This window comes from Streptomyces sp. NPDC002787, from assembly GCF_053592095.1.
Window position 1 is genome coordinate 132,334 of sequence record NZ_JBSFVC010000011.1, and the last position, 25,637, is coordinate 157,970.

22 protein-coding genes are annotated in these 25,637 nt (G+C 71.7%); 8 read left to right on the forward strand and 14 right to left on the reverse strand.

The window, feature by feature from the left end; translation table 11 throughout:
• Positions 1 to 73: 73 nt before the first annotated feature.
• Positions 74 to 1,234, reverse strand: a complete 1,161-nt coding sequence (locus ACWD26_RS17140) for an ROK family protein (protein WP_451270757.1) — start codon at positions 1,232 to 1,234, stop codon at positions 74 to 76.
• Positions 1,235 to 1,611: 377 nt separating this feature from the next.
• Between ACWD26_RS17140 and ACWD26_RS17145 the strand changes: the two genes are divergently transcribed.
• A complete protein-coding gene (locus ACWD26_RS17145; protein ID WP_451270759.1) occupies positions 1,612 to 2,814 on the forward strand; it encodes a Gfo/Idh/MocA family protein in 1,203 nt (400 codons plus the stop codon).
• Between the two features lie 40 nt (positions 2,815 to 2,854).
• Here ACWD26_RS17145 and ACWD26_RS17150 read toward each other — a convergent pair whose 3' ends face one another.
• Positions 2,855 to 3,550, reverse strand: coding sequence for a L,D-transpeptidase family protein (locus ACWD26_RS17150; protein ID WP_451270761.1), 696 nt, complete (start codon positions 3,548 to 3,550; stop codon positions 2,855 to 2,857).
• A 135-nt stretch (positions 3,551 to 3,685) separates the two neighbouring features.
• Between ACWD26_RS17150 and ACWD26_RS17155 the strand changes: the two genes are divergently transcribed.
• On the forward strand, positions 3,686 to 4,171 hold the full coding sequence (locus tag ACWD26_RS17155; protein ID WP_327726447.1) for a carboxymuconolactone decarboxylase family protein: 486 nt from the start codon (positions 3,686 to 3,688) through the stop codon (positions 4,169 to 4,171).
• A 110-nt stretch (positions 4,172 to 4,281) separates the two neighbouring features.
• Here ACWD26_RS17155 and ACWD26_RS17160 read toward each other — a convergent pair whose 3' ends face one another.
• Genes ACWD26_RS17160 through ACWD26_RS17185 form a run of 6 tightly spaced genes read right to left on the reverse strand, consistent with a single transcriptional unit; the run spans position 4,282 to position 12,307 of the window.
• A complete protein-coding gene (locus tag ACWD26_RS17160; protein ID WP_451270763.1) occupies positions 4,282 to 5,076 on the reverse strand; it encodes an aminotransferase class IV in 795 nt (264 codons plus the stop codon).
• 25 nt (positions 5,077 to 5,101) lie between these two features.
• Positions 5,102 to 6,289: an FAD-dependent monooxygenase gene (locus ACWD26_RS17165; RefSeq protein WP_451270765.1), complete on the reverse strand. Its 1,188-nt coding sequence runs from the start codon at positions 6,287 to 6,289 to the stop codon at positions 5,102 to 5,104.
• Positions 6,286 to 7,908 (reverse strand): class I adenylate-forming enzyme family protein, encoded by a 1,623-nt coding sequence (locus ACWD26_RS17170; RefSeq protein WP_451270767.1) that lies wholly within the window; start codon positions 7,906 to 7,908, stop codon positions 6,286 to 6,288. The genes ACWD26_RS17165 and ACWD26_RS17170 overlap by 4 nt, the downstream gene beginning before the upstream one ends.
• A 2-nt stretch (positions 7,909 to 7,910) precedes the next feature.
• Positions 7,911 to 9,539, reverse strand: a complete 1,629-nt coding sequence (locus ACWD26_RS17175; protein WP_451270769.1) for a benzoate-CoA ligase family protein — start codon at positions 9,537 to 9,539, stop codon at positions 7,911 to 7,913.
• The gene (gene pabB / locus ACWD26_RS17180; protein ID WP_451270771.1) at positions 9,536 to 11,689 is read right to left on the reverse strand and encodes an aminodeoxychorismate synthase component I; all 2,154 of its coding nucleotides are present in this window, start codon (positions 11,687 to 11,689) and stop codon (positions 9,536 to 9,538) included. The genes ACWD26_RS17175 and pabB overlap by 4 nt, the downstream gene beginning before the upstream one ends.
• 30 nt (positions 11,690 to 11,719) lie before the next feature.
• The gene (locus tag ACWD26_RS17185) at positions 11,720 to 12,307 is read right to left on the reverse strand and encodes an antibiotic biosynthesis monooxygenase (protein ID WP_451270773.1); all 588 of its coding nucleotides are present in this window, start codon (positions 12,305 to 12,307) and stop codon (positions 11,720 to 11,722) included.
• A 229-nt stretch (positions 12,308 to 12,536) separates the two neighbouring features.
• Between ACWD26_RS17185 and ACWD26_RS17190 the strand changes: the two genes are divergently transcribed.
• Positions 12,537 to 13,316 (forward strand): DUF3050 domain-containing protein, encoded by a 780-nt coding sequence (locus ACWD26_RS17190; RefSeq protein WP_451270775.1) that lies wholly within the window; start codon positions 12,537 to 12,539, stop codon positions 13,314 to 13,316.
• A gap of 109 nt (positions 13,317 to 13,425) precedes the next feature.
• Here ACWD26_RS17190 and ACWD26_RS17195 read toward each other — a convergent pair whose 3' ends face one another.
• From ACWD26_RS17195 to ACWD26_RS17210, 4 genes are all read right to left on the reverse strand, one after another.
• Positions 13,426 to 14,229, reverse strand: a complete 804-nt coding sequence (locus ACWD26_RS17195) for an SDR family NAD(P)-dependent oxidoreductase (RefSeq protein WP_451270777.1) — start codon at positions 14,227 to 14,229, stop codon at positions 13,426 to 13,428.
• Positions 14,230 to 14,344: 115 nt separating this feature from the next.
• The gene (locus ACWD26_RS17200) at positions 14,345 to 15,259 is read right to left on the reverse strand and encodes an SDR family oxidoreductase (protein WP_451270779.1); all 915 of its coding nucleotides are present in this window, start codon (positions 15,257 to 15,259) and stop codon (positions 14,345 to 14,347) included.
• Positions 15,260 to 15,476: 217 nt separating this feature from the next.
• Positions 15,477 to 16,106 carry an MBL fold metallo-hydrolase gene (locus tag ACWD26_RS17205; RefSeq protein ID WP_451270781.1) on the reverse strand — a complete coding sequence of 210 codons (630 nt, stop codon included), beginning with the start codon at positions 16,104 to 16,106 and terminating at the stop codon, positions 15,477 to 15,479.
• On the reverse strand, positions 16,106 to 17,194 hold the full coding sequence (locus ACWD26_RS17210; RefSeq protein ID WP_451270783.1) for an S-(hydroxymethyl)mycothiol dehydrogenase: 1,089 nt from the start codon (positions 17,192 to 17,194) through the stop codon (positions 16,106 to 16,108). Before ACWD26_RS17210 ends, ACWD26_RS17205 begins: the two co-directional genes overlap by 1 nt.
• A 226-nt stretch (positions 17,195 to 17,420) precedes the next feature.
• On the opposite strand from ACWD26_RS17210, the gene ACWD26_RS17215 reads away from it, so the two are divergent.
• On the forward strand, positions 17,421 to 18,965 hold the full coding sequence (locus ACWD26_RS17215; RefSeq protein WP_451270785.1) for an MBL fold metallo-hydrolase: 1,545 nt from the start codon (positions 17,421 to 17,423) through the stop codon (positions 18,963 to 18,965).
• Positions 18,962 to 19,717, forward strand: coding sequence for a sulfite exporter TauE/SafE family protein (locus ACWD26_RS17220; protein WP_451270787.1), 756 nt, complete (start codon positions 18,962 to 18,964; stop codon positions 19,715 to 19,717). Before ACWD26_RS17215 ends, ACWD26_RS17220 begins: the two co-directional genes overlap by 4 nt.
• Before the next feature lie 81 nt (positions 19,718 to 19,798).
• Here the strand turns inward: ACWD26_RS17220 and ACWD26_RS17225 are convergent, their stop codons facing one another.
• Positions 19,799 to 20,086, reverse strand: coding sequence for a metal-sensitive transcriptional regulator (locus ACWD26_RS17225; RefSeq protein ID WP_451270789.1), 288 nt, complete (start codon positions 20,084 to 20,086; stop codon positions 19,799 to 19,801).
• 70 nt (positions 20,087 to 20,156) lie between these two features.
• Here ACWD26_RS17225 and ACWD26_RS17230 point away from each other — a divergent pair, with 70 nt between their 5' ends.
• Positions 20,157 to 20,753, forward strand: a complete 597-nt coding sequence (locus ACWD26_RS17230) for a rhodanese-like domain-containing protein (RefSeq protein ID WP_451270791.1) — start codon at positions 20,157 to 20,159, stop codon at positions 20,751 to 20,753.
• 87 nt (positions 20,754 to 20,840) lie between these two features.
• A complete protein-coding gene (locus ACWD26_RS17235; RefSeq protein ID WP_451270793.1) occupies positions 20,841 to 22,601 on the forward strand; it encodes an ABC transporter ATP-binding protein in 1,761 nt (586 codons plus the stop codon).
• A gap of 51 nt (positions 22,602 to 22,652) precedes the next feature.
• On the opposite strand, the gene ACWD26_RS17240 is transcribed toward ACWD26_RS17235, so the two are convergent.
• Positions 22,653 to 24,113, reverse strand: coding sequence for an aldehyde dehydrogenase family protein (locus tag ACWD26_RS17240; protein WP_451270795.1), 1,461 nt, complete (start codon positions 24,111 to 24,113; stop codon positions 22,653 to 22,655).
• Between the two features lie 278 nt (positions 24,114 to 24,391).
• Between ACWD26_RS17240 and ACWD26_RS17245 the strand changes: the two genes are divergently transcribed.
• Entirely contained in the window at positions 24,392 to 25,621 is a 1,230-nt protein-coding gene (locus ACWD26_RS17245) for a glycosyltransferase (protein ID WP_451270993.1), read from the forward strand.
• Positions 25,622 to 25,637 lie beyond the last annotated feature (16 nt).

Genomic DNA, 25,637 nt, shown 5'->3' on the forward strand with positions numbered 1-25,637 from the left:
CTCGAACGTGAAGCCGATGTGAGTAAAGATCCCACTTCAGACATTACGGACCGTGAAGCTGATCACTCTGCGTTTACGGCTCCACAGTCCCGAGCACGAGCACCTGAATGGCCAGCACGGCCGCACCCCGCGCCCAGTCGTGGAAGTCGGACACCTTGGTCTCCAACGGCACGGGCGCGGCCAGGGGATGCCGATGGGCGCGGACGGCCTCGTCCACCGCCTTCCCCGCCACCCCCATCAGCCCGACCCCCTCCCCCGCGAGCAGGATCTTCTGCGGCATCACGAGGTTCGCGATCTGCGCCACCAGCGTGCCGAGCGCCCGCCCCGCCTCACCGACGACCCGCGCACACATCGGCTCCCCCTCGGCCGCACCGGCGAGGATCTCCTCGTACGACACCTCGCGCCCGGTCGCCGCCTGGATCTGGTACCGGATGCTGGGGATGCTCAGCAGCGAGACGGCGCTGCCCCGCTCCCCGTCGGGGGTGAGCGGGCCGGAGGGGTCCACGATCCAGTGGCGGCCGAAGCCCCGGTCCTCCTCCGCGTACGGCACGCGCTTGCCGCCGAGGACGAGCCCGTAGCCGACGCCCGCGCCGATGGTGAGGACGACGAACCGTTCGAGGCCGCGCCCGGCGCCGAACCAGGTCTCGGCCTCGACGAGCGCGGCGACGTCGTTCTCGACGACGACCGGCAGCCCCGTGCGCTCCTCGACGAGCGCCGCCAGGGGGACGTCGCGCCACGACAGGAAAGGCGACTCCCCGACCACCGCGCGACGCCGGACGAGACCACCGACCCCTATGCCGATGCCGGCGAGGGAGGGGTGGGTGCGGGCGAGTTCACCGGCCATCTCGGCGAGCAGATCGGCGACCCGCTCCGGTTCGTGCGTCGTGAGCGGGCGGTCGTAGCGGGTGACGATCTCGCTCCTGAGCGTGGTCACCACGCCGTACACCATGTCCTCGGTGATCTTGAAGCCGATGAAGGAACGGGACTCGGCGACGATGTCCAGCGGCTGCGAGGGGCGCCCCTGACGGACCTCGGGGAGCGTGGCGCCCTCGGCGGTCTCGACCAGCAGCCCCGATTCGATCAGCGGTTTCGTCAGACGTGTGAGGCTGCCCGCGGACAGGCCGAGTCGCCGGGCGAGCTCGGTGCGCGAGAGCGGGCCGTGCACGAGCACCTCGATCGCCACCGCGCGTTCCCCGGGGCTGAGCGGCGGCCAACTGGCAGCGAGTGCGGTCATGGAGATCAGACTCCCACACGACATTAGTTTTGCGGAAGAAGTAACTGGACCAGGGAGGGGTTGGCCCGCGCGCCCCCCGAAGTTCTTGTACCTACCCCTTGACGCCTGAATTGTTTCACAGCAAAAGTAAGTGCTCTGGCCGGGGTGCAGACGGTCGCCGCGCTCGCCATCGCCGTACTCCTCCAGCGGCTGACCCGGTCGGCCCTGTTGCGAGACCCGGTGGAGCCCGTTCACCGGGTCGGCGGGGTGGAGCTACACGGACAAGGCCCGCTGGGGGACGAAGTACCAGTACGACAGCGATCCGACTACAGCGTGCAGCACCTACGACGGCTTGACCAGATCAACCTGATTCTCGACCAGTGAAGGACACCTCTTCCATGACGTTCTCCCTCGGCATCGTCGGCGCCGGCCAGTTCTCCGGCCAGTTCGCCACGCTGTTCCGGGCACACCCCGGCGTCGGCGACGTGTACGTCACCGATCTGCTGCCCGAGCGGGCCGGACAACTCGTGGCCGCCCAGGGCCTGGCCGGCACCTTCCCGTCGTACGAGGCGATGCTGGAGTCGTCGGCGGTCGACGCGGTCGCGATCTTCACCCAGCGGTGGACGCACGGGCCGCTGGTCCTGCAGGGCCTGAACGCCGGCAAGCACGTGTACTCGGCGGTGCCCATGGCGATCAGCACGGAGGAGATCGCGGCGATCATCGACGCGGTCAAGGCGACCGGGCTGACGTACATGATGGGTGAGACGAGTCAGTACAACCCGGCGACCGTGCACGCCCGCAACCAGATGGCGGAGGGCGCCTTCGGACGGGTCTTCTACGCCGAGGGCGACTACGTCCACGACATGGATCTGGGGTTCTACGAGGCCTACCAGTACAGCGGCGGTGAGCGGTGGAAGGAGACCGCCAGCTATCCGCCGCTGCTCTACCCGACGCACTCGGTGGGCGGGGTGCTCGGCGCGTGGCGGACCCATGCGGTGAGCGTGTCGGCGATCGGGGTCGTGGACGGGCGCGGGGACGGGGTGTTCGACAAGGAGGTCAGCCGGTTCGGCAACGACTTCTCCAACGCCACCGCGCTGTTCGAGGTGGCGGGCGGCGGTTCGTTCCGTACGAACGAGTTCCGGCGGGTCGGCTACCCCTCGCAGATCCGGGAGTCGCGTTTCCGGTTCTTCGGGACGGAGGCCAGCATGGAGCAGCTCGCCACGGTGGCGTTCTGGCAGGACAAGCAGGGCGTGAAGGACATCAGCGAGCTGCTCGAGCCGAAGCCCACCCTGTCTCCCGACGATCCCTCCCTCCAGCACATAGCGCCGGATCTGCGGGCCGCGTTCACCTCCGGGTCGGCGCCGGTGCACGACCGGTCGCGGCTGCCGCGGGAGTTCGACCATCTGCACAACGGGCACGAGGGCAGCCACCACTTCCTGGTGGACGACTTCGTCACCGCGGTCAACACCCGGACGCTGCCGTCGGTGAACGCCTGGGTGGCGGCCCGTTACACCCTGCCGGGCATCGTCGCGCACGAGTCCGCGCGGCAGGGTGGGGTGCGGCTGGAGATCCCGGACTTCGGGGACGCGCCCGAGGCGTGACGTTTCACCACCGTCGCCGGGCCGGGCTCCTGGTTGCCTGTCAGGTGCCCGGCTTGCGGCCGTACACGTAGACGTCGTCGCCGTTCTTCAGCAGCGACCAGTACTTCTTGGCGTCGGTCTTGGTCATGTTGACGCAGCCGCGGGAGCCCGGCGGGTTCCACATGCTGACGCCGGCGGAGTGGAAGGCCTGGCCGCCGTCGAAGAACTGGGCGTAGGGCATGGGCACGTGGTAGATCGACGAGACGTGGTCGATGTTCCGCCAGTAGATCTTCTTCAGACCGGTGCGGGTCTCGTCACCGTTCCGGCCGGTGCGGACCGGGACGGGCCCGTAGACGAGCTTCTTGCCGTCCTGGATCCAGCTCAGCTGGAGGGTGAGGTTCACACAGGCGATACGGCCCTTGTTGGTCGGGCACTTGCCGGCCTTGTTGGGGTTCTTGCCGACGGCCTTCTGCTTGTTCATCAGGTCCATCACGCCCCAGGTGACGGATCCCGCGTAGCCGATGTTCGGTGTGATGCCGTGCTTGGTCTGGAAGGCCCTGATCGCCTTGCAGTCGGCGGCGGACTGCTTGCCGTCGACCGGTCGGCCGAGGAACTTCTCGACCTGCTTCTGGTACGGCCCCGTCGACGTCGTACAACTCGCCGCCTGCGCGGGCGCGGTGCCCAACGCGAGTGTGAGCGGTGTCAGCAGTCCGGTGACGGCGAGTGCGACCGCGCCTCTTCTGCCTATGTCCCCCATGGCGTGCCCTTTCCCCTTCGCGTGCTTCGCTGGTCCTGCCTGCCTAGACAGGCGATGGGCGGCAACGGTTGTGGAAGAGGCCACGTCGAGACGAAACAGTTACACAGCCTGGAATTCGGATATAGAGTTCTCCCCATGAGCAACAGCGATTCCATATCTCGCGTGGCCTTGAAGAAAATCACCCCCGATGTGTCCGGTGCGATGGGCTCCCTGCACGGCGCCGCCGTTTCCGCGGCGCGGGACGCGAAGGTCGAGCCGGAGATCCTCGAACTGATCCGCATTCGCGCCTCGCAGATCAACGGCTGCGCGTTCTGCCTGGACATGCACACCAAGGACGCCCGTGCGCAGGGCGAGACCGAGCAGCGGATCTACGCGCTCAGCGCCTGGCGCGAAACCCCCTTCTTCACCGCCCGCGAGCGCGCCGCCCTGGCGTTGACCGAGGCAGTGACCCTGGTGCACGACGGCCATGTGCCCGACGACGTCTACGCGGCCGCCGCAGAGGTGTTCGACGAGGAGCAGGTGGCGGCACTGATCTGGGCCGCCACCGTGATCAACGCGTACAACCGGATCGCGATCGCGACGCGGATGGTTCCGGGCGCCTACCAGCCCGTCCAGAAGTAGCCCCGAAAACACCGCGGAACAAATTCCCCGACAATCAGGAAACGACTTTCAGCGCCGGGCCGAATTCCCTTCGGCCCGGCGCTTCTCCGCGTCCGTATATCGCTGTGAATTCAGTGGCCCGGCAGTGGCTCCATGAGGCCGTCCAGCCATTGCCGCCATTCCGGGGCGCGCGCGGCCGGCCCGGGGGTCATCGGGCGCCCGGTCCAGGCGGCGACCGGGCGGATACCGTGGAGGGCGTTGACGAGCCACACCTCGCGGCCGTCCAGCTCGGCCAGGGAACGTTCCCGGTGGGTGACCCGGACGCCGGTGCGGGCGGCGTGCTCCAAGACGAGGGCCATGGTGACGCCGGCGAGCAGGGGCAGGCGGGGCGGCGGCAGGCAGAGGGTGTCGTCCTCCCACCAGAGCAGGCTGGAGTTGGCGGCTTCCAGGACCAGGCCGGAGGGTGCGATGAGCACGGCCTCGTCGGCGCCGGCGCCGGACGCGCGTCTGCGTACGCGGGCCAGGGCGTCCAGGTCCGGCCCCTTGCGGCGGGGCACGGTACGCGGGTCGGGCTGTCCGGCCGCCCAGACCCTTATGTCCGCCGTGAGGGGCGGCGCGGGCCGCAGCAGGATCCTCAACTCCAGTGACCCTGCGGCGAGTTCCACGCGGGGGAACCATTTCCCCGTACGCGGCAGGGCGCGGGTCATGTCCTGCCAGAAGTCGACGACCTGCCCCGGGGGCGGTGCGCCGCACTCGCCGCAGGACCGCAGGAACCGTTCCCGGTGCCGGTCGAAGCCGCGCGCCCGTCCGTCGCGTATCAGCCACGAGTCCGCGACGAGGAGGCGTCCGCCCTGTGCCTGGCCGGGGACGAGGCCGTGTTCGGGTGACCAGGTCAACAGACCTTCCGCTGTGGCGGGTTGTGTCACGCGGTGCTCCTGTCGGTCTCGCGGTTCAGTACTTGCGGCCCGCGACGGCCGGGGAGCCGTGCCGGGGGCCGTAGGGCGCGTGCTCCAGCCAGGCTCCGCACCGGGGCACCACGGGGGCGAGGGCCGCCGCCGCCCGCTGCTTGACGCGGACGATGCGGCGCCGGGGCCGCAGATGGTCGAGGGCCGTGCCGGCGGCGGCGCTGTTGAACAGGCCCGCCGAGCGCCGGATCTCGGCGAAGGAGGCGACCGCCTCGGGCGTGCCGTCGGCGATCGCGCGGGCGGCGGCGACCGCGTCCGCGATGCCGCTGTTCATTCCGCGTGCCCCGAACGGCGGGAAGAGGTGCGCGGCCTCGCCGGCCAGCAGCACCCGGTGGTGCGGGTCGGTGAAGGCGGCGGCGACCTTGCGCAGGAAGCGGTAGGTGGACACCCACAGGACGCGCTCGCCGTACCCGTCGCCGACGACCTCCGGCAGCCAGCGGCGTACGGCCTCCTGGCTGCCGTACTCCTCCGTCGCGTCGTCGTCGCGGCACTGGAGGTCGAGTTGGAAACCGCCGGTGAACGGCACCCGCATCACGCTGCGGCCGCCGAGTCCCGGGTGCTCGTAGTGGAACACCCGCTCCAGGGGCAGCTCGGCGCCGGGGATGTCGGCGACGTCCACGACGACGTGGAAGCCCTCGCCGTGGGTGCCCTCCAGCGGGATGCCCAGTTCGCGCCGTATCGCCGAGCGGGCGCCGTCGGCGGCCACCGCGTGCGTGCCCGTCCAGGTGCGGCCGTCCTCGCCGGTCAGGGTCACTCCGGCCGGGTCGGTGCGTACGCCGGTGATGCGGGCGTCCCACACGAACCCGACGCCCGCGTCCTGGCAGGCGGCGAGCAGGAAACGCTCGGTGTCGACCTGGCGCAGGCTGGTGAAGGGCGGGGTGCCGGTGGGCGGCGGGAAGGTGCGGGCGTAGACCTCGCGGCCCCGGTACAGGGTGCGTTTGGTGTGCCACGTCTGGCCGTACGACGCGATCTCGACGGCGAGCCCCGGGTGTATCCCCTCCAGCAGTTCCAGGGTCTCGCGGTGGACGAACAGGGCGCGGCTGCCGGGTCGTTCGCGGCCCTCGGGGTCGGCTTCGAGCAGGGTGACGGGGAGGTCGTGGGCGCGCAGGGCGAGGGCGGCGGAGAGGCCCACGGGCCCGGCGCCCACGACGAGAACGGGGACGGGGGTCGTCATGTGCGGGTGCTTTCGGTGAGCATGCGGGTGATCTCGACCCGTTTGACCTTCCAGGTGGAGGTCATCGGCAGTTCCTCGAAGCGCCACTGCCTCGGCTCGGCCATGGCCGGCAGGTCGGCCGTGGCCTCGTGCCAGCGCCGCAGGTCCAGGGGGCGTTCGCCGCGTACGCAGACCACGGGGACGGGTTCGCGGTCGGCACCGGGGACGATGACGACCTCGCGCAGCTCCTCCAGACGGGACATCAGGGTGTCCTCGACCTCCAGGTTGCTGTGCACGGAGTCGATCTGGTCGATCTCGCGGTCGATGAGGTGGAGGGCGCCCCAGCGGCTCTGGTAGCCCATGTCGCCCATCTGCCACCAGCCGCCGTCGAGTTGCCGCAGATAGCGCTCGCGGGCGCCGAGGTAGGTGAGGATGCGGCCCCGGGTGCGGGCCTCGATACGGCCGGCGGTGCCGGGGGCGACCCGTCGCCCGGCGTCGTCGGCGACGCGGACGCGGGTGAAGCCGGGGATGCCGATGCCGACCCGGCGGCCGTCGGCGCGGGCGGCGCTGCGGCGGGTGAACCACTGGAAGGCGACCGGGCCCGTCTCGCTCTGCCCGTACAGCTGGATGAGCCACGGCGAGCGCCGCTTGGACGCGTCCAACAACCGCTGCACGGTGCGCGGGTGGATGGCGTCGAAGGTGGAGCCGTACGAGCGGACCCGGGACAGGGGCGCTCCGGGCGCGTCGGCCAACTCCTCCCACAGGACGAAGGTGTTGGGGTGGGTCTCGACGATGCCGGGACGGTGGCGGGCGAGCAGCGGGCCCACGTTCGCCGGTTCCGGGTCGATGATCAGGACCAGCGGGCTGCCGAAGTGCAGCAGGACGCCGAGCAGATGGTAGAAGCGCGAGTGCACGAACGACATGTGCAGGGCCGCGGTCTCGCCGCGGGTGGGCCAGCCCATCGCCTTCTGCGGGACCAGCCGGTTCCACATGGTGTTCGGGCAGTGCACGGCCAGCTTCGGCAGGCCGGTGGTGCCCGAGCTGTGGGTGATGAGGGAGGGGTCGCGGGGGTGGAGGCGGACGGCGGCCGGGGTCGGGGCGCCCGCGTACTTCCGCAGCGGTTCGGCGCCGGGGGCGTCGTCGACCGAGAGGGTGCGGCGGACGAGGGCGGTGACTTCGACGTCCTTCAGGGGGCCTTCGAGCTTGGTCCGGTCGGTGATCAGCCAGGGCCGGTGGAGGCGTTCGAGGAGCTGTCCGACGACCGGGCCCGCGAGGCCGGGCGACAGCAGGACGGGGACGGCGCCGATACGGGAGACCGCGCAGGTGAGCAGCACGATGTCGACGTTGTCGGTCTTGTGGACGACCACCTCCTCGGAGGGGCGCACGCCCGCTTCCCAGAGGCGGCCGGAGAGTTCGTCGACCACGTCGGCGAGGGTGGTGTAGGCGAGGTCGGTCCCGATGTCGGGGTTGACGTCGAGGGGCCGGTCCAGGGTGACGAAGACATGGCCGTGGCGGTCGGCGGCCTCTCTGAACATCGAACCCAGGTAGAAGCCACGGCCGGTCAGGGCGGACTGGCGATCGGTCTGGAGCTGGTCGCGCATGGAACCGGACCTTTCTGCGGGGGTGGTGGTGACGGCCATGCTCACCACGCCCCTTGGCGGACGAGGTGCCGGCGGAGCTTGCCGGTCGCGGTGCGGGGCAGTGTGGGGACGAAGCTGACGCTGCGGGGGACCTTGAAGGCGGCGAGGTTGTCGCGGGCCATGCAGATCAGTTCGGCCTCCAGGCCCACCCCGATGGGCGGGACGGGGATGACGAAGGCCCGCAGCTTGCTGGCGCCGCGCTCGTCGGTGACGGCGGCGACGGCGACGTCCCGGACCCCGGGGTGGGTGCGCAGCAGGGCCTCCACCTCCAGCGGGGAGACGGTGATGCCGCCGACCATCTCCATGTCGTCGGCCCGGCCGAGGTGGCGGTAGGTGCCGTCCGGTTCACGGCGGGCCCGGTCCCGGGTGTTGAGCCAGCCGCCGATCAGGGTGCGCTCGGTCTCCTCGGGCCGGTTGAGGTAGCCGGGGGTCACCGTCGGGCCGCGCACCCAGAGTTCGCCCGTCTCGCCCTCCGGCACCGGGGTGCCGGCGCGGTCGCGGAGTTCGACCTCGAAGCCGGGGACGGGGCGGCCGACCGTGCCCGGGTGGTTGTGGTCGAAGCTGTTGGCGCAGAAGGCGTGCCCGGCCTCGGTGGAGCCGATCTGCTCCAGGACGGGGGCGCCGAGCAGTTCGGTGACCTGCTTGCCGAGCCCGGCGGGCATGCCCTCGCCGGCCGACACCGCCGCGCGCACCGAGGCGAAGCAGTCCTCGTGCCCGTTGGCCCGGTCCGCGACCAGGGCGGCGTACGCCGACGGCACCGAGTAGAGGAGGGTCACCCGGTGGCGGGCGACGAGTTCGTCGACGGCGGCCGGGGTGGGGCGGCGGTCGGCGAGGACGGCGGAGGAGCCGGAGAAGAGCGGGAAGACGAGGGCGTTGCCGAAGCCGTAGGCGAAGTACAGCCGGGAGACGGACAGGGTGACGTCGTCGGGGGTGATGCGCAGGAGCCTGCGGCCTATCAGGTCGTGGTAGGTCTTCGGGTCGCCGTGGACGTGTACGACGCCCTTCGGGTGGCCGGTGGTGCCGGAGGTGTACTGGATGTAGAGGGGGCTGTGGGCGTCCACCGGGTGGGCGTGCGTGGTGGGTGTCGCTGTGGCGCTCAGAGCGATCAGTTGGTCGGCGCCCAGGCGCGGCGCCGGCTGGGCCCGACGCACGGTGCGGGTTGTGTGTGGCTGGTCGCGCCCGCGCGGCGGAGCCGCATATGTCACAGCCTCGCGCCCCTTTCGGGGCGCCGGGATGTAACCGTCCAGCCCCGGTCCCGTCACCCACAGGACCGCCTCCGTGTCCTCCGCCATGAACTGGAGTTCGGGTGGGGTGAGTTCGGGGTTGACCAGGACCGCCACCGCGCCGAGGCGGGCGAGGGCGAGGAACGTCGTGACCCAGGTGACGGAGTCCGGCAGGGCCAGCAGGACCCGGTCGCCGGGGCGGACTCCGTGGTCGGCGAGGACGGTGGCGGCTCGGGCGGCGAGGTCGTGGATCTCGCCGTGGGAGTAGCCGCGGTGGCCCTGGTGGAAGGCCGGGCGGTCGGCCCAGCCGCGGCGTTCGGCGAGGGCGGCGAGATGGGCCGCGAGGTTGCCGGGGGCGCCGGCGTCGGCGTGGAGCCGGGTGGGCTGGGATGTCGTCGTGATCGTCATCGCGTCGGCTCCTCCGTGACGGCCGGGGCGGAGGCGTGCTCCCGGTGGGCCCGCATCAGTGCCGCGGTCTTCAGCAGCATCTCGTCGTACTCGGCGGCCGGATCGGAGTCCAGGACGATCGCGCCGCCCGCTCCCAGGTGCATCCGGCCGTCCTGGAACACGGCGGTGCGGATGACGATGTTGAGGTCCGCGCCGCCGCTGCAGCCGAGGTAGCCGACCGCCCCGGAGTACACGCCCCTGGCCTCGGTCTCCAGCTTGTCGATGATCTCCATCGTGCGCAGTTTGGGCGCCCCCGTCATCGATCCGCCCGGGAAGCAGGCGCGGACGCAGTCGACGGCGTCGGTGCCCTCGCGCAGTCTGCCCTCGACGGTGGAGACGAGTTGGTGCACGGTGGCGTACGTCTCGGTGGCCATGAGTCGGGTGACCTTCACGGAGCCCGTCCTGGAGACCCGGCCGAGGTCGTTGCGGAGCAGGTCGACGATCATCAGGTTCTCGGCGCGCGTCTTGGCGTCCTCGGCCAGTTCGTCGCGCAGCCGGTCGTCCTCCTCCGGGGTGTCGCCCCGGGGCGCGGTGCCCTTGATGGGCTTGGCCTCGGCGACGCCGTCCCGGGTGATCCGCAGGAAGCGCTCGGGCGACGAGCCCGCGATGTCGAGGTCGCCGAACCTGAGGAAGGCGGCGTAGGGGGCCGGGTTGATCCGGCGCAGCACCCGGTAGAAGTCGTACGGGTCGTACGGCGCGGGTAACCGGACCGCGTCGGTCAGACAGACCTCGTAGCTCGTGCCGGCGTTCAGTTCCGCCTTGCATGCCTCGATGTCGGCGAGGTAGGTGGCGCGGTCGCGGACGAGCCAGGGCTCGGCGGCGCGCGGGTAGGGCGGTGTGCCCGGCCGGAGGGGGACCGTGGCGTCCGAGGAGACGAAGGTCAGCTGGGCCAGTGCCGTGTCGAGCCAGTCGCCGGCCTCGCGGGCCGCCGCCGGGGTGTCCTCGGCCAGGCAGACGGCGTAGGTGAGGCCCTCCTCGTGGTCCACGGCGATCAGCCGGTCGGCGAACAGCCAGCAGGCGTCCGGGGTGTCGGCCTCGTGCCGGTTCTCGGCGCCGCAGTCGGCCTTGAGTTCGTAGCCGAAGTAGCCGACGTAGCCGCCGGTGAAGTCGAAGGGCAGGTCCGTCGCGTCGACCTTGCGGCTGGCCAGCTGCCGCTTCAGATAGTCGAAGACGCTCGCCTGGACCCGTCGGGTGGGCCGTCCCTCCCGCTCGATCTCGCAGAGGCCGCTGCCGGTGTCATAGCGGACGAACTCCGCGAGCGGGCCGCTGCCGTCGCCGAAGAACGAGAACCGCGACAGGCCCGGCTCGACCCGGGAGCTGTCCAGCCAGAACGCGTGCCGTGCGTCGGCGTACATGCGGGTGAAGGCGGCCTCGGGGTCGACGGCGCCGGCGATACGGCGGGTGTGCAGCCGGTAGGCGGGGCCGGGTGCCCGCCGAGGGCGGGGGATCGTGCCGGTGAGCGGGGCCGCCGCGGTGTGGTCGGCACGGGCTGGGGAGGCGCCCGCCGTGTTCTTGATGCGTGGGCTGTCGGCCCGTTCCGCCGTGAGGTCGCGGAAGTTGACCAGCAGCCGGTGGCCGTGGTCGGTGAGGATGGACTCGGGGTGGAACTGGACGCCCCACAGCGGCCGTTCGCGGTGCCGCAGGCCCATGAGGACGCCGTCCTCGGACCAGGCGGTGGCCTCCAGGGTCGGCGGCAGCGGCTCGCGCACGGACAGCGAGTGGTAGCGGACGACCGTGAAGTTCTGGGGCAGTCCCCGGAACAGGTCGCGGCCGTCGTGCCGGACCGTGGAGAGATGCCCGTGGCGGGGCCACGGGGCGGGCTCGACATCGGCCCGCTCCCCCGCGGCGATGCCCTGGTGGCCCAGGCAGACGCCCAGCACGGGGATCTCGGACTCGGCGATCACCCGGGCCGCGATGCCGAAGTCGCGCGGTTCGCAGGGGTGACCGGGTCCCGGTGACACCACCACGTTGTCGAATTCCCGCAGCTCCGGAATGTCGTCGGCCGGGGCGTCATTGAGCACGACCACCGGCTCCTCGCCATTGACCTCGGCGATCAACTGGAACAGGTTGTACGTGTACGAGTCATAATTGTCGATGAGCAGAGTTTTCACCCGCCCACCCCCCTCTGATCGTTCTCGGACCTAGGCGGTCCGTCGTTTGTGCCGACCGCGCAGCGCCTGCAGCGGCGGATACAGCCATTTCTTCAGGAACCGCTGGAGTCTCGGCATGAGAATCCAGGTGACGATGGCCGTCACGGACAGGCACAGCAGAAGTGTACGGAAAAGCGGATTGAGGTCGTTGAGATAGGGAAGTATCGCCAGGTTGAACAAGAGCACAGGCGGAAAGACCGCGCTCATGTTCACCAACCACAGTTTCCATTTCGGAGGCGGTCCGGGGGCGGCCGGCGTCGGGGCCCGGGAGGTCTGGGAGTCGAACCAGGCCCTGGAACCCACGATGCTCCGGCGGCCGGTCTCCCGGGCCAGTCCTTCGGCGCGGGCCGACCATTGTGCCCAGACCACGGAGTTCTCCCAGGTCCGAGCCGATTCCTCGCTGTCGAAGCGGTAGACCACATGCCACTCCGCCTCTCCGTCGACGAGTACGCCACCCCCCAGAAAACCCGGCTGCCGCGCACTCGTACGCAGCACGGCCCACCCCCACGAATGGAAGTCGGCCTCGCGCCCCGACACCACCTGGTAGGCGACGGTGACGGTAACGGGATTCCTGCTCACGCCATCGAGTACGCGACACGCAAGGGCCCCGTTCAAATATCAACGAAACTTTTTCAAGGTGTCCGGATCGTGCGCCTATGACGGTCTTTCAGCTGCCTTGGCGGCTTCTGTCGAGAGGTACGACCGGGTAACTTCCGGTAATTCCCGGAAGCGCTTGCTCGGGTGCGCGACAAAGGAGCACCATCACCTCCAGGCTCCGGACGCAAGTGCAAGAAAGCAAAGGAGAGCCATGTCCAGGTACGACTGGGATATGAACCACGAGGGAATCGACCGGGCGCGTGCCGCGATCGAGCCCGTACGGAAAGAAGTCACCACGCACCCCGTCTATCAGCGCATCGTCGACCGCACGGACATGGCGGTGTTCATGGAGCACCATGTATTCGCCGTGTGGGACTTCATGTCGCTCCTGAAATCCCTTCAGCGGGATCTCACTTGTGTGGACGTCCCCTGGGTGCCGCGCGGGTCCGAGGTGAGCCGACGGCTCATCAACGACATCGTGCTGGTCGAGGAGAGCGACGAACTGAACGGAGGCTTCACCAGCCACTTCGAGTTGTACCGGTCGGGCATGGGTGAGGCCGGGGCGGACACCTCGCGCCTCGACACGTTCCTCGGGCTCGTCGGCGAGGGACACGATGTCAGCGCGGCGCTGCGGGTCGCCCAAGTGCCCGGCCCCGCGGCCCAGTTCGTCAGCACGACCTTCGAGATCATCGGGGAGCGGCCTTTGCACTGCCGGGCCGCCGCCTTCGCGTTCTCCCGGGAGGACCTGATCCCGGACATGTTCGACCAGGTCATCAAGAAGGAGGGCACGGAACGGTTCCCGCTGTTCTGCGACTATCTGGCCCGGCACATCGAGGTGGACGGGGAGGAGCACACGCCGATGGCGATGGCGATGGTGGCGGATCTGTGCGGGGGCGAGGACGTGCGGTGGCAGGAGGCCGTGGAGACGGCGACGCTCGCCTTGGAGGCGAGGGCGCGGTTGTGGGACGGGATCGTCGCGGCGATGGGGTAGAGCGCCGCGGGTGTTCCGGCCGCGCCGGCCGTGGGTCTTCGGGCCGTCGTGAGCCGCGGGTCGTCCGTGGCTGGTCGCTTTCCCCGCGCCCCTCCCAGGGGCACCGCGATCAACCTCTCCCCTGCCTCCATGCCCGGGCCGCTCGGTCGAATGCCGTGTTGACGGCGAGCAGGCCGCCGTCCACGCGCAGGGTCGTGCCGGTGATCCAGGCGGCGTCGCGGGAGGCGAGGAAGGCGACGGCGGCGGCGATGTCGTCGGGCTCGCCCACCCGCCCCAGCGGATAGATCTCGCTCAGATCGTCGAGGTGGGACTCACGGCCCGCCCAGCCGGAGGTGCGGACCGTGCCGGGGGCGACCAGGTTGACGCGGACTCCTCGGGGCGCGGCGTCGCCGGCGAGGGTGCGGGTGAGGGAGATGAGGCCGGCCTTGGCGGCGCTGTAGGCGTGGTTGCCGAAGTCCTGGAGGCCGTTGACGGAGCCGATGTTGACGATCGCGCCCCTGCCCGACGCCACCAGGTGCGGCAGCGCGGCGCGGGAGCAGCGGAACGCGCTGGTCAGGGTGAGGTCGAGGTCGCGGGCCCAGGTCTCGTCCGGGGTGTCCTCGAAGAGCGGCACGTCCGGGGTACAGCCGAAGGCGTTGTTGACCAGGACGTCGAGCGAACCGAAAGCGGCCACCGCGTGCGCGACCGCCGCCTCGACGGACTCCCGGTCCCCGACGTCGCACCGGTACGCCTCAGCCGCGAGCCGCTGCCCCCGCAGCTCGGTCACGGTCCGCTCAGCCGCCGCCAGGTCCACGTCGGAGACGAGCACCTGGGCACCCTCCTCGGCCAGCCGCCGGGCGGTCGCCGCGCCGATCCCGCGTGCCGCGCCCGTGATCAGAACCCCGTACCCCTCGAAGCGTCCCGTCCCATGCATACGGCAGAACGTACTGCGCCGCCGATCACCGGGACAGGTGCGACGCGGCTCCTCGTCCCGGCTCACGGTGTACGCCGACCGGGCGCGAGGCCCGAAGCGGTCCGGAGTGCGGCGCTCAGCGGTAGCCGGTCGTGTCCGCCGGCTTGCCCGCGTCCTGGACCTCGACGATGTAGCGCCAGGCGTCCGGGCGGCTGCCGTCCAGGTCGGTGAAGCCGTAGGTACGGGCGAGGGAACCGCTGGAGAGGGAGTCGCCGTTGAAGCGGGAGACGTCGGGGTCGGCGGCGAGGGCGGCGACGGCCCGGCCGACGTAGCGGGGTGTCTCGGAGATCGCGAAGTGGGGGACGCGGTCGAGGGCGTCGCGCCAGTTGTCCTCGGTGACACCGTATCCGTCGAGCATCATCTCCGAGCGGAGCCAGCCGGGGGTGAGGGCGACGGCGGTGGCGCCGCGCGGGCCGAGTTCATGGGCGAGGGCGAACGCCATGCGCAGGACGGCGGACTTGGCGAGGTCGTAGAAGAAGGTGGCGCGGTAGTTGGCGCCGTTGTACTCGGCCGTGCCGTCGGTCATCTCCACGACCAGGCCGCCGGGGTTGCGCAGGAGCAGCGGCAGGGCGAAGTGGCTGGTGATGGCGTGGGTCTCGACGGCGAGGCGCAGCAGCCGCAGCCCGTTGTCGAGATCGTGCTCCCAGACCGGGCTCTCCCATTCGAAGAGCTTCTCGCCGCCCCAGATGTCGTTGACGAGGACGTCCAGCCGGCCCCGCTCCTCGGCGATCCGGTCGACGAGGGAGCGGACCTGTGCCGGTTCGAGATGGTCGGTGGGTACGGCGATGCCGTGGCCGCCCGCCTCGGTGACCAGGTCGGCGGTGTCCTCCAGGGTCTCCGGGCGGTCGTACTCGGAGCGCCGCTCCCGTGTGGAGCGCCCTGTCACGTAGACCGTCGCTCCGGCCGCCCCCAGCTCCACGGCGATCCCCCGGCCCGCTCCGCGGGTGGCTCCCGCGACCAGTGCGACCTTGCCGTCCAGCGGCTTCGACATCTTCGACCTCCATTGCGTACGGGTGACACCTTGGCCGACGCCGGGGGTGATCCGGCGTCGTCGACACGAGGGTGTCGTGGAAGCCGGACATCTTCTGTCGGGTTTTCCGTGGGGACCCATAGATCGGTCGAGGGTGATCGACCGGCTGCGGGTTCGTCGGGGCTTGTCGTGCAGTTCCCCGCGCCCCTTTCGGGGCGCGGGTGCGGGACTCTTCGGGTCAGTGGCCCCTGTTGATCCACTCCTCCAGATGCGGGGCCTCGGCCCCGATCGTCGTGCTGTCGCCGTGACCCGTGCGGACGACCGTCTCGGGCGGGAGGGCGAGCAGGCGGTCGCGGATGGAGTCGATGATCGTCGGGAAGTGGGAGTAGGAGCGGCCGGTGGCGCCCGGGCCGCCGGCGAAGAGGGTGTCGCCGGTGAAGACCGTGCCGAGGCCCGGGTCGTACAGGCAGACGGCGCCCGGCGCGTGCCCGGGGGTGTGCAGGACTCGCAGGTCGGCGCCTGCGGCCTCGATGATCTGGCCGTCGGCCAGCCAGTGGTCGGGCAGGCGGTCCGGGTGGGTCTGCTTCCAGAGCGGCAGATCGTCCGGGTGGAGCCAGATCGGCGCGCCGGTGCGCGCGGCGAGGGCGGGCGCGGCGTCGATGTGGTCGTTGTGGGCGTGGGTGCAGACGATGGCCGACAGTCTGCGGTCGCCCACGGCCTCGGCGATGGCGTCGGCGTCGTGGGCGGCGTCGACGACGATGACCTCGTGGTCGTCGCCGACGAGCCAGACGTTGTTGTCGACGTCCCAGGTGCCGCCGTCGAGGCTGAACTGGCCCGAGGTGACGAGGTGTTCGACGCGGGCGGCCATCAGAGCGTCACCACCGAGCGCAGGACGTCGCCGCCGTGCATCCGCTCGAAGGCCTTCTCGACGTCGTCGAGGGCGATGGTCTCGGTGACGAACGCCTCCAGGTCGAGGCGGCCCTGGAGGTAGAGGTTGATCAGCATGGGGAAGTCGCGGTCGGGCAGGCAGTCGCCGTACCAGGAGGACTTCAGGGCGCCGCCTCGGCCGAACACGTCGAGGAGCGGCAGTTCCAGCTTCATCTCCGGGGTGGGGACGCCGACGAGGACGACCGTGCCGGCCAGGTCGCGGGCGTAGAAGGCCTGCTGGTACGTCTCGGGGCGGCCGACCGCCTCGATGACGACGTCGGCGCCGAAGCCGCCGGTCAGCTCGCGGATCGCCTCGACGGGGTCGGTGTCCTTGGAGTTGACGGTGTGGGTGGCGCCGATGCTCTTGGCGGTGGTCAGCTTCCGGTCGTCGATGTCCACGGCGATGATCTTCTCGGCGCCGGCCAGCCGGGACCCGGCGATGGCCGCGTCCCCGACGCCGCCGCAGCCGATGACGGCGACGCTGTCGCCCCGGCCCACGTTGCCGGTGTTGATCGCGGCGCCGATGCCGGCCATCACACCGCAGCCGAGGAGTCCGGCGACGGCCGGGGCGGCGGCCGGATCGACCTTGGTGCACTGCCCGGCGGCGACGAGCGTCTTGTCCGCGAAGGCACCGATACCGAGGGCGGGCGAGAGTTCCTGGCCGGTCGAGGCGAGGGTCATCTTCTGCGTGGCGTTGTGCGTGGCGAAGCAGTACCAGGGGCGGCCGCGCCGACAGGCACGGCAATTGCCGCACACGGCACGCCAGTTGAGGATGACGAAGTCACCGGGCGCGACGTCCGTGACGCCCGCGCCGACGGACTCCACCACGCCGGCGGCCTCATGGCCGAGCAGGAAGGGGAAGTCGTCGTTGATGCCGCCCTGCTTGTAGTGCAGATCGGTGTGGCACACCCCGCACGCCTGCACCTTCACCACGGCCTCCCCCGGCCCCGGGTCCGGTACGACGATGGTCTCGATGCGCACCGGCTCGTTCTTGCCCGGGGCGATCACGCCGCGTACTTCCTGCGCCATGGTGAACCTTTCCGTCGATCCGAGATGGGGCGGTCGCCCGCCCACGGTCACCCTACGGATGACCAGCCGGTAGGGCCTCCGGTGGGGGCCCGGATCCATGAGACACCCAGCGCTGTCAAATACCCCCCAGGGTATTTCTGCTACCGTGTCGACATACCCCCGGGGGTAATTCCCGAGGGGTGACAGGCATGGAACGCAGACAGCGAACGAGGAGAGGAGCGCTGCCGTGTACTTCGTCGACACCATCGAGGTGCCGGGGCTGGGCAACCGCAGCTATCTGGCGGGCGGGCCGCGCGGGGCCGTGGCGGTCGATCCGCCGCGGGACATCGACCGCACGATCGCGGCCGCCGCCCGGCGGGGCGTACGGATCGCGTACGTCGTCGAGACCCACGTCCACAACGACTACGTCACCGGCGGTCCGGAGCTCGCCCGGCTGACGGGAGCCGCCCACCTCGTACCGGCCGGGGCGCGGGTCGCCTACGAGCGGGTGCCGGTGCACGACGGCGACCGGGTGGAGATCGACGCGGATCTGATCCTGCGCGCGGTCGCCACGCCCGGGCACACCCCGCACCACACCGCGTACGTCCTGGAGGAGGGCGGCGTGGCGGTGGCCGCGTTCACCGGTGGCTCCCTGCTCATCGGCACGGTCGGGCGCCCGGATCTCGTCGAACCCCGGCTCACCGGTGAGCTGGCCCGCGCGCAGCACGCCTCGGCGCACCGGTTGGCCGAGGGGCTGCCGGAGGACACGGCCGTGCTCCCCACGCACGGCTTCGGCAGCTTCTGTTCCGCCGGGCGGCCGGCGGGTGACACCACGACCGTCGGGCGGGAGCGGGGCACCAACGAGGCCCTGGTCAAGGACGCGGACACGTTCGTCGCGGAGCTGCTGGCCGGTCTCGACGACATACCGGCGTACTACGCGCACATGGGTCCCGCCAACGCGCGGGGGCCGGCGCCCGTGGATCTGACCCCGCCCGCCACGGCCGGGGCCGACGAGATCGCCGCGCGGCTCGCGGCGGGTGAGTGGGTCGTGGATCTGCGCCACCGGGTCGCGTTCGCGGAGGGGCATGTCGCCGGGTCGGTGAACTTCGAGGCGGAGGGGCAGCTCGCCACGTATCTCGCCTGGCTGCTGCCGTGGGGCAGGCCGGTGACGCTGCTCGCCGACTCACCGGACCAACTGGCGTCGGCTCAGCGGGAGTTGGTGAGGGTGGGCATCGACCGCCCCGCAGCGGCGGCGACCGGGTCACCCGACGACTGGCTGCGCGAGGGGGAACGTCCGCGCTCCTTCGCGCGCGGCACCTTCGCCGACCTGGCCCGGGCCCACAGGGACGGCGGGGCCGTGATCCTCGACGTCCGCCGCGCCTCCGAGCGCGCCGCCGGCGGCCATATCGCGGGGTCGGTGCACATTCCGGTGCACCGGCTGCGGGACCGGCTGGGCGAGATACCCGACGGCACGGTCTGGGTGCACTGCGCCGGAGGCATGCGGGCCGCCATCGCCGCGTCGCTCCTGGACGCCGCCGGCCGGGACGTCGTCGCCGTGGACGACGGGTTCGGGGCGGCGGCGGAGGCCGGGCTGCCCATGACGGAAACCGCTCCGGCCGCCGGGGCGCCCCCGGCGCCCGCGGCACCAACCGCACCAACCGCACCAACCGCACCCACGGAGTCCCCCGCTGTCGGTGCCACCCGGGTAGCGGTGTCGCCCGCCCCCGGTCCCGTCCCGGCGCAGGAGGCACCCGTCGCCGCGTCCGCACGGGCCGGTGCTCCGTCGGCATGACGACTCTCGTTCTCGCCCTGCTCGCCGGGGGCGTGATCGGGCTTTCGCTCGGGGCGCTGGGCGGTGGGGGCAGTGTGCTCGCCGTGCCCGCGTTGATCTATCTGCTCGGCTTCGGTCCGGCCGCGGCGGCCACCGCGAGTCTGGTGATCGTCACGCTGACCTCGGCGACCGCGCTGGCCGCGCACCTCCGGGCGGGCACGGTCCGGCTGCGCGGCGGGGCCCTCTTCGCCGCGGCCGGTCTGGTGCCCGCGGCACTCGGCGGGGCGCTCTCGGCGGGTCTGCCGTCCACGCTGCTGACCGGGGCCTTCGCCCTGGTCGCCGGCCTGGCCGCGTACCGGATGCTGCGCCCCTCGGGGACCCGGCGGGAGGAGTCGACCGTACGGCCGAGCAGGGTGGCCCTCTCCGGCGCGGGGCTCGGCGCGGTCACCGGTGTCCTCGGGGTGGGCGGGGGCTTCCTCGCCGTGCCGGCCCTGGTGAACGTGGTGGGCCTGCGCATGCGCGATGCCGTCGGCACGAGCCTGCTCGTCATCACCGTGAACTCGTTCGCCGCGCTCGCGGCCCGGACGGGTGCCGCGGAGGGACTCGGCTGGGGGGTCGTCACGCCCTTCGCCGGGGCCGCGATCCTCGGCGCCTGGGACGGCCGGCGGCTGGCCGCCAGGATCCCCGGGGACACCCTCCGACGGATCTTCGCCTGGGTGCTGCTGGCGGTGGCCGCGTTCATGCTGGTCGACGCGATCGCGTCGCTCGGCTAGGCCACGGCCCGGCATCCCGGGCCGCCGCTCCTCACGTGCTCCTCGCACGCTCCTGTCCTACGCCAACGACACGTTCCTGTCCTACGCCAACGACAGGAACAGCTTCTCCAGGCGCGCCCGCATCTGCTCGTTCGTCTCCCCGTTCCGCTCGCTCTTCTCGGCGTCGGTGAGGCACTGCTGCAGCCCGGTGGCGATGATCGCGAAGCCGGCCCGGTCCAGGGCGCGGGAGGCCGCGGCGAGCTGGGTGACCACGTCCTCGCAGTCACGCCCCTCCTCGATCATCTTGATCACACCGGAGATCTGCCCCTGCGCCCTCCGCAGCCGGTTCAGCACCGACTTGAGCTCATCGCCTTCGAACTGCAGCTCCACGACCCACCACTCCTCTACATACCCGTGGGGGTATTTTACCGCCCCCCTCAGGAAAGGATCGCAAAGCCGGATGTCCGCTCCCCACGATTCCCTCACCCCCCGCCCGCTCGGCATCGACCAGGCCCGCGAGCGGCTGTCCGAACTGACCCTCGTCGATGTGCGGACGCCCGGCGAGTACGCCTCCGGGCATCTGCCGGGCGCCCTGAACGTGCCGCTCGGCCAACTGGAGCGTGCGCTGCCCGCGCTGAAGGGCTCCACCACCGAACTGCTGATGGTGTGCAGGTCGGGTGCCCGGTCCGAGAAGGCGTGCGTGCTGCTCGCCGGACACGGTGTCAGGGCCGCCACGCTCACCGGCGGGACGGTCGCCTGGGCGGCCGCCGGACACGAGCTGGAGCGCCCTGCCGACGGCGCGCGGCCCGGCTGGGCCATGGAGCGGCAGGTCCGGTTCACCGCCGGCACACTCGTCCTCGTCGGGCTGGGCCTCGGACTGCTGCACCCGGCCTGGCAGTTGCTGTCGGCGGGGGTCGCGGGCGGCCTCGTCTTCTCGGCCCTCACCGACACCTGTGGCATGGCGGCGGTCCTGGGCAGGCTTCCGCACAACCGCCCCCGGGCGGCGGACCTCGACGCCACGCTCGCCGCGCTCGGGAGGGCGCTGCCGGGCAGCTGAAACTCGTTGTCGAGCCTCCGTACCCCCGACGTAGGCTGAGGCTCCGCGCCCGGTCCCCACTCCCCGACCGATCTGCCGAGGAGCCTCGTGAGCACCCCTGAGACGACAGCCGAGCAGCAGCCGCCCACCTGGCGGTTGCTGCTCGGCTATGTACGGCCCCACCGCTGGGCGCTGCTGCTGGGCGCGCTGCTGTCGCTCGTCACCGGCGCCACCGGCCTCGCTCTGCCGCTGGTGGCCCGGGAGCTGATCGACGACCTGTCGAACGACCGGACCATCACCTGGGCGCTGGTCCTGATGTCCGTGCTGGTGGTCACCAACGCGGCGGTGGGCGCGGTCGGTTCGTACGTCCTGCGGCGCACGGCCGAGTCGGTGGTGCTCGGCGCGCGGCGCGCGCTGTCGTCGTATCTGCTGCGGCTGCGGATCACGGCGGTGGACCGCAGCGAGCCGGGTGACCTGATGGCGCGGATCACCTCCGACACCACGCTGCTGCGCGAGGTCACCACCGACACCCTGGTGGGCCTCGGCACCGGCGGGCTGACGCTGGTCGCCACGGTCGTGCTGATGGGCCTGGTGGATCCGGTGCTGCTGGTCGTGACCCTGGGCGTGATCGTGGGCGCGGGCGTGGTGTTCGGAGTGATCGTGCCCCGCATCAACCGGGCCAGCAAGGCGGCGCAGGACGCGGTCGGCGCGATGGGTGCCTCGCTGGAGCGGATCCTCGGGGCGCTGCGGACGGTGAAGGCGTCCGGTGCCGAGCACCGCGAGGAGGAGACGATCCACGCGGCGGCCGAGGAGTCGTGGCGGCAGAGCGTCCGGGCCGCCAAGTGGTCGGCCGCCGCGGGCAACACGGCCGGGCTCGCCATGCAGATCGCGTTCATCACCGTGCTGGCGGTGGGCGGCGCCCGGGTCGCGACCGGCGCGATCGACGTGGGCACCCTGGTGGCGTTCCTGCTGTACGTCTTCTATCTGATGTCGCCGATACAGCAGGTCGTGGGCGCGATCACCCAGTACCAGACCGGTGCCGCCGCGCTCGCCCGTATCCAGGAGGCGCTGCGGCTGCCCGCCGAACCGGCCGCCCGTCCGGCCCCGCTGCCGTCCCCGGACGCGGAGCCGGCCGCGCTCGCCTTCGACGAGGTCCGCTTCCGGTACGCCGACGATCTGCCGTACGTCCACCACGGGGTGACGTTCGAGGTCCCGGCACGGGGCATGACGGCGTTCGTGGGCCCGTCGGGCGCGGGCAAGACGACCGTCTTCTCGCTCATCGAGCGGTTCTACGACCCCGAGGCGGGCGTCATCACGGTCGACGGCCGCGATGTCGGAGAGTGGGAGCTGTCCCGGTTGCGGTCCGCGATCGGTTACGTCGAGCAGGACGCGCCCGTGCTGTCCGGGACGTTGCGCGACAACCTGCTGCTGGGCAACCCCCGGGCCGACGAGGACGATGTCCGCCGCGTACTGAAGACGACCCGGCTGGACGGTCTGGTCGCCAAACTCCCGCAGGGTCTGGAGACCCTGGTCGGCCACCGGGGCACCAAGCTCTCCGGCGGTGAGCGCCAGCGCGTCGCCATCGCCCGGGCTCTGCTGCGGCGTCCCCGGCTGCTGCTGCTCGACGAGGCGACGAGCCAGTTGGACGCGGTGAACGAGGCCGCGCTGCGCGACACGGTCGCGGACGTGGCCCGGACGACGACGGTGCTGGTCGTGGCCCACCGGCTGTCGACGGTGACGATGGCCGACCGCATCGTGGTCATGGACGCGGGCCGGGTCCGCGCGGTCGGCACCCATCGCGAACTCGTGGCCGCCGACCCGCTCTACGCGGAGTTGGCGGCCACTCAGTTCCTCGCGACGGCCGGCTGACCCGGGCCGACCGAGAGGGGTCGGCAGCGGTCAGCAGGGGCCGGCAGGGGATCAGAAGGGGAAGTGCGCCTGCTGGGTGGCGATGGTCACCCAGCGGGTGTTGGAGAAGGCCTCGATGCCCCAGCGGCCGCCGAAGCGCCCGTAGCCGGAAGCCTTCACCCCGCCGAAGGGGGCCATCGGCTCGTCGGCCACCGACTGGTCGTTGATGTGCACGATCCCGGTGCGGACGCGGCGGGCGACGGTCAGCCCATGGGTGGCGTTCTCGGTGATGATGCCGCAGCTCAGGCCGTTGTCGGTGTCGTTGGCGACGGCCACGGCGGCGGCGTCGTCGGCGAACGTCTCAAGGACGCAGAGCGGGCCGAAGGACTCCTGGTAGTAGAGGTCGGCGTTCTTGGGGACGTCGGTGAGCACGGTGGCCGGGTGCACCGCGCCCTCCGGCTGACCGCCCCCGGTGAGCACCGTGGCGCCCTTGGCGACGGCGTCCTTCACCAGCGCCGCGATCCGCTGGGCGGCGTCCGCGCTGACCAGCGGGCCGACCACCGTGTGCGGGTGGCCCGGGTCGCCGGCCTGGAGGGTGGCGACCTTGGCGGTGAACTTCTGCGCGAACTCCTCGGCCAGCGACTCGTGGACGAGGATGCGGTCGCCGGACATGCAGATCTGCCCGGCGTTCATGAAGACGCTGAAGGTGACGGCGTCGACGGCGTAGTCCAGGTCGGCGTCGTCGAGCACGATGACGGAGTTCTTGCCGCCCAACTCCAGGACGGCGGGCTTGAGATGACGTGCCGCGTGCTCACCGATGATCCGGCCCACGTGGGTGGAGCCGGTGAAGTTGACCGCGCGGACCCGCTCGTCGGAGATCAGCGCCTCGGCGATCTCCGCCGCGTCCTCGGGCGCGTTGGTGACGACGTTGAGCACGCCGTCGGGCAGGCCCGCCTCCCGGAACACGTCCGCGACCAGCAGTCCGCAGGCGATCGGCGCGTCCTCGCTGGGCTTGACGACGACGGTGTTGCCGGCGGCCAGCGGTGCCGCCACGGCCCGTACGCCGAGGATGACCGGCGCGTTCCACGGCGCGAACGCGGCCACCACGCCCAGGGGTTCGCGCACCGCGAGGCCGAGCGCGCCCTCCTTCTGGGCGCTGAGGACCTCACCGCGCGGCGCGGTGATCGCGGCCGCCGCCTCGCGCAGGATGTTCGCCGCGAGCGCCACGTTGAAGTACGCCCACGGCCGGGTGCCGCCCGCCTCGCGGGCCATGATGTCGGCGACCTGGTCGCCCCGGCCCTCCAGCAGTTCGGCGGCCTTGAAGAAGATCGCCCGCCGGGCGAAGGGGCTGAGCGCGGCCCACTCGTCGAACGCGGCGTCGGCGGCGTCCACGGCCCGCCGGACGTCCTCCGGTCCCGCGGCCGCGACCGTCGCGTACACCTCCCCCGTGTACGGGTCGAGGTCCTCGGCGGTGCGGCCGGACGTGGCGGGCACGTCCTTGCCGCCGATCAGCAGGTCACGGGTTATGGCCATGGTGCGGCTTCCTCGGGGTACGTAGCGACGACGGTACGTGATCGAGCATGATCGCTCATGTTCGTTCGTATTGTGAAATCCCATTCACGTTACTGTTCCGTGATGCTCTGGCCAGGCCCCTGGAATGTCAAGAGCCCCACCGCGGTGTCCGTTCGGCCGGTTCAGCTCATGGGGACGGAGGCCGCGTCCGGCGGAGACGCTTTCGCGTCGTCGTGGTGCGGTCTGCCTGCCTCGGACGCGCCCGCGACGCCATACTGACGGGCGTGCGCGTAGCGATCATGACAGCGGGTTCCCGGGGCGACGTGGCCCCGTACACCGGGCTGGGACACGGGCTGGTGCGGGCCGGGCACGAGGTCACGCTGGTGACGCATGCCCGGTTCGAGCCACTGGTGGCGGGCTCGGGCGTCGCCTTCCACTCCCTGCCCGTGGACCCGCGGGAGGAGCTGGAGTCGGAGCGCGGGCAGGGACTGCACCGGAGTTCCACCGGGGCCGGGAAGCTGTACCGGGCGGTGGAGATGGCGCGGAGTCTGGTGGGACGGATGGCCGGCGAGCTGGTGGCCGCCTCCCGCGCCAGTGACGTCCTGCTGCTGGCCGGCACCCTCGCACCGCTCGGCCACACCATCGGCCAGGCGCTGGCGATCCCCAGTCTGGGCGTGAACCTCCAACCTCTGGCGCCCACCCGGGAGTTCGCGCCGCCGATGACCGGGGTCCGTTCCTGGGGCCCGGTCGTCAACCGGGCGGCCGGGCACGCGGTGAACGCGGCCGTCGAGTGGATCTTCACCGAGGAGGTACGCGGGCTGCGCGCCGCGTACGGGCTCCCGCGCACCGGCCGGCTGGCCGCGCGGCGCGGCCGGGACCGATTGGACTGGCCGGTGTTCCACGGCTTCAGCCCCCGGGTGGTGCCCCGCCCCGGCGACTGGCGGGCCGGGCTGGACGTCACCGGGTACTGGTGGCCGTACGACCGCGAGGACCGGCTGCCCGCCCCGCTGCTGGACTTCCTCGACGCCGGGCCGCCCCCGGTCTTCGTCGGCCTGGGCAGCGCCACCGTGCCCGATCCCGAGCGGATGAGCGGCGAGATCGTACGGGCCCTGCGGGCGGCCGGGCTGCGCGGGGTGATCCAGCGGGGCTGGGGCGAACTGCGCGGCGAGGGCGAGGACATGTTCACGGTGGGCGAGGTGCCGCACTCCCTGCTCTTCCCGAGGACGGCGGCCGTCGTCCACCACGCGGGGGCCGGCACCACGGCGGCCGGACTGCGCGCGGGGGTCCCGGCGGTGCCCGTGCCCGTCCAGTTCGACGAGGGCTTCTGGGCCGCCCGCCTGGTCGCCCTCGGAGTGTCGCCCGGCGCCGTACCGCTGCGCGGCTTCACGGCCGGCGCCCTGGCGGCCGGACTGCGGCGGGCGACCGGCGATCCGTCGTACGCCCGCCGCGCCAGCGCCCTGGCCGAGGAACTCCGCACGGAGGACGGCGTGCAGCCGGTCCTGACCGCGGTGAACCGCCTGGCGGGCTGAGCACACGACGGCGGCA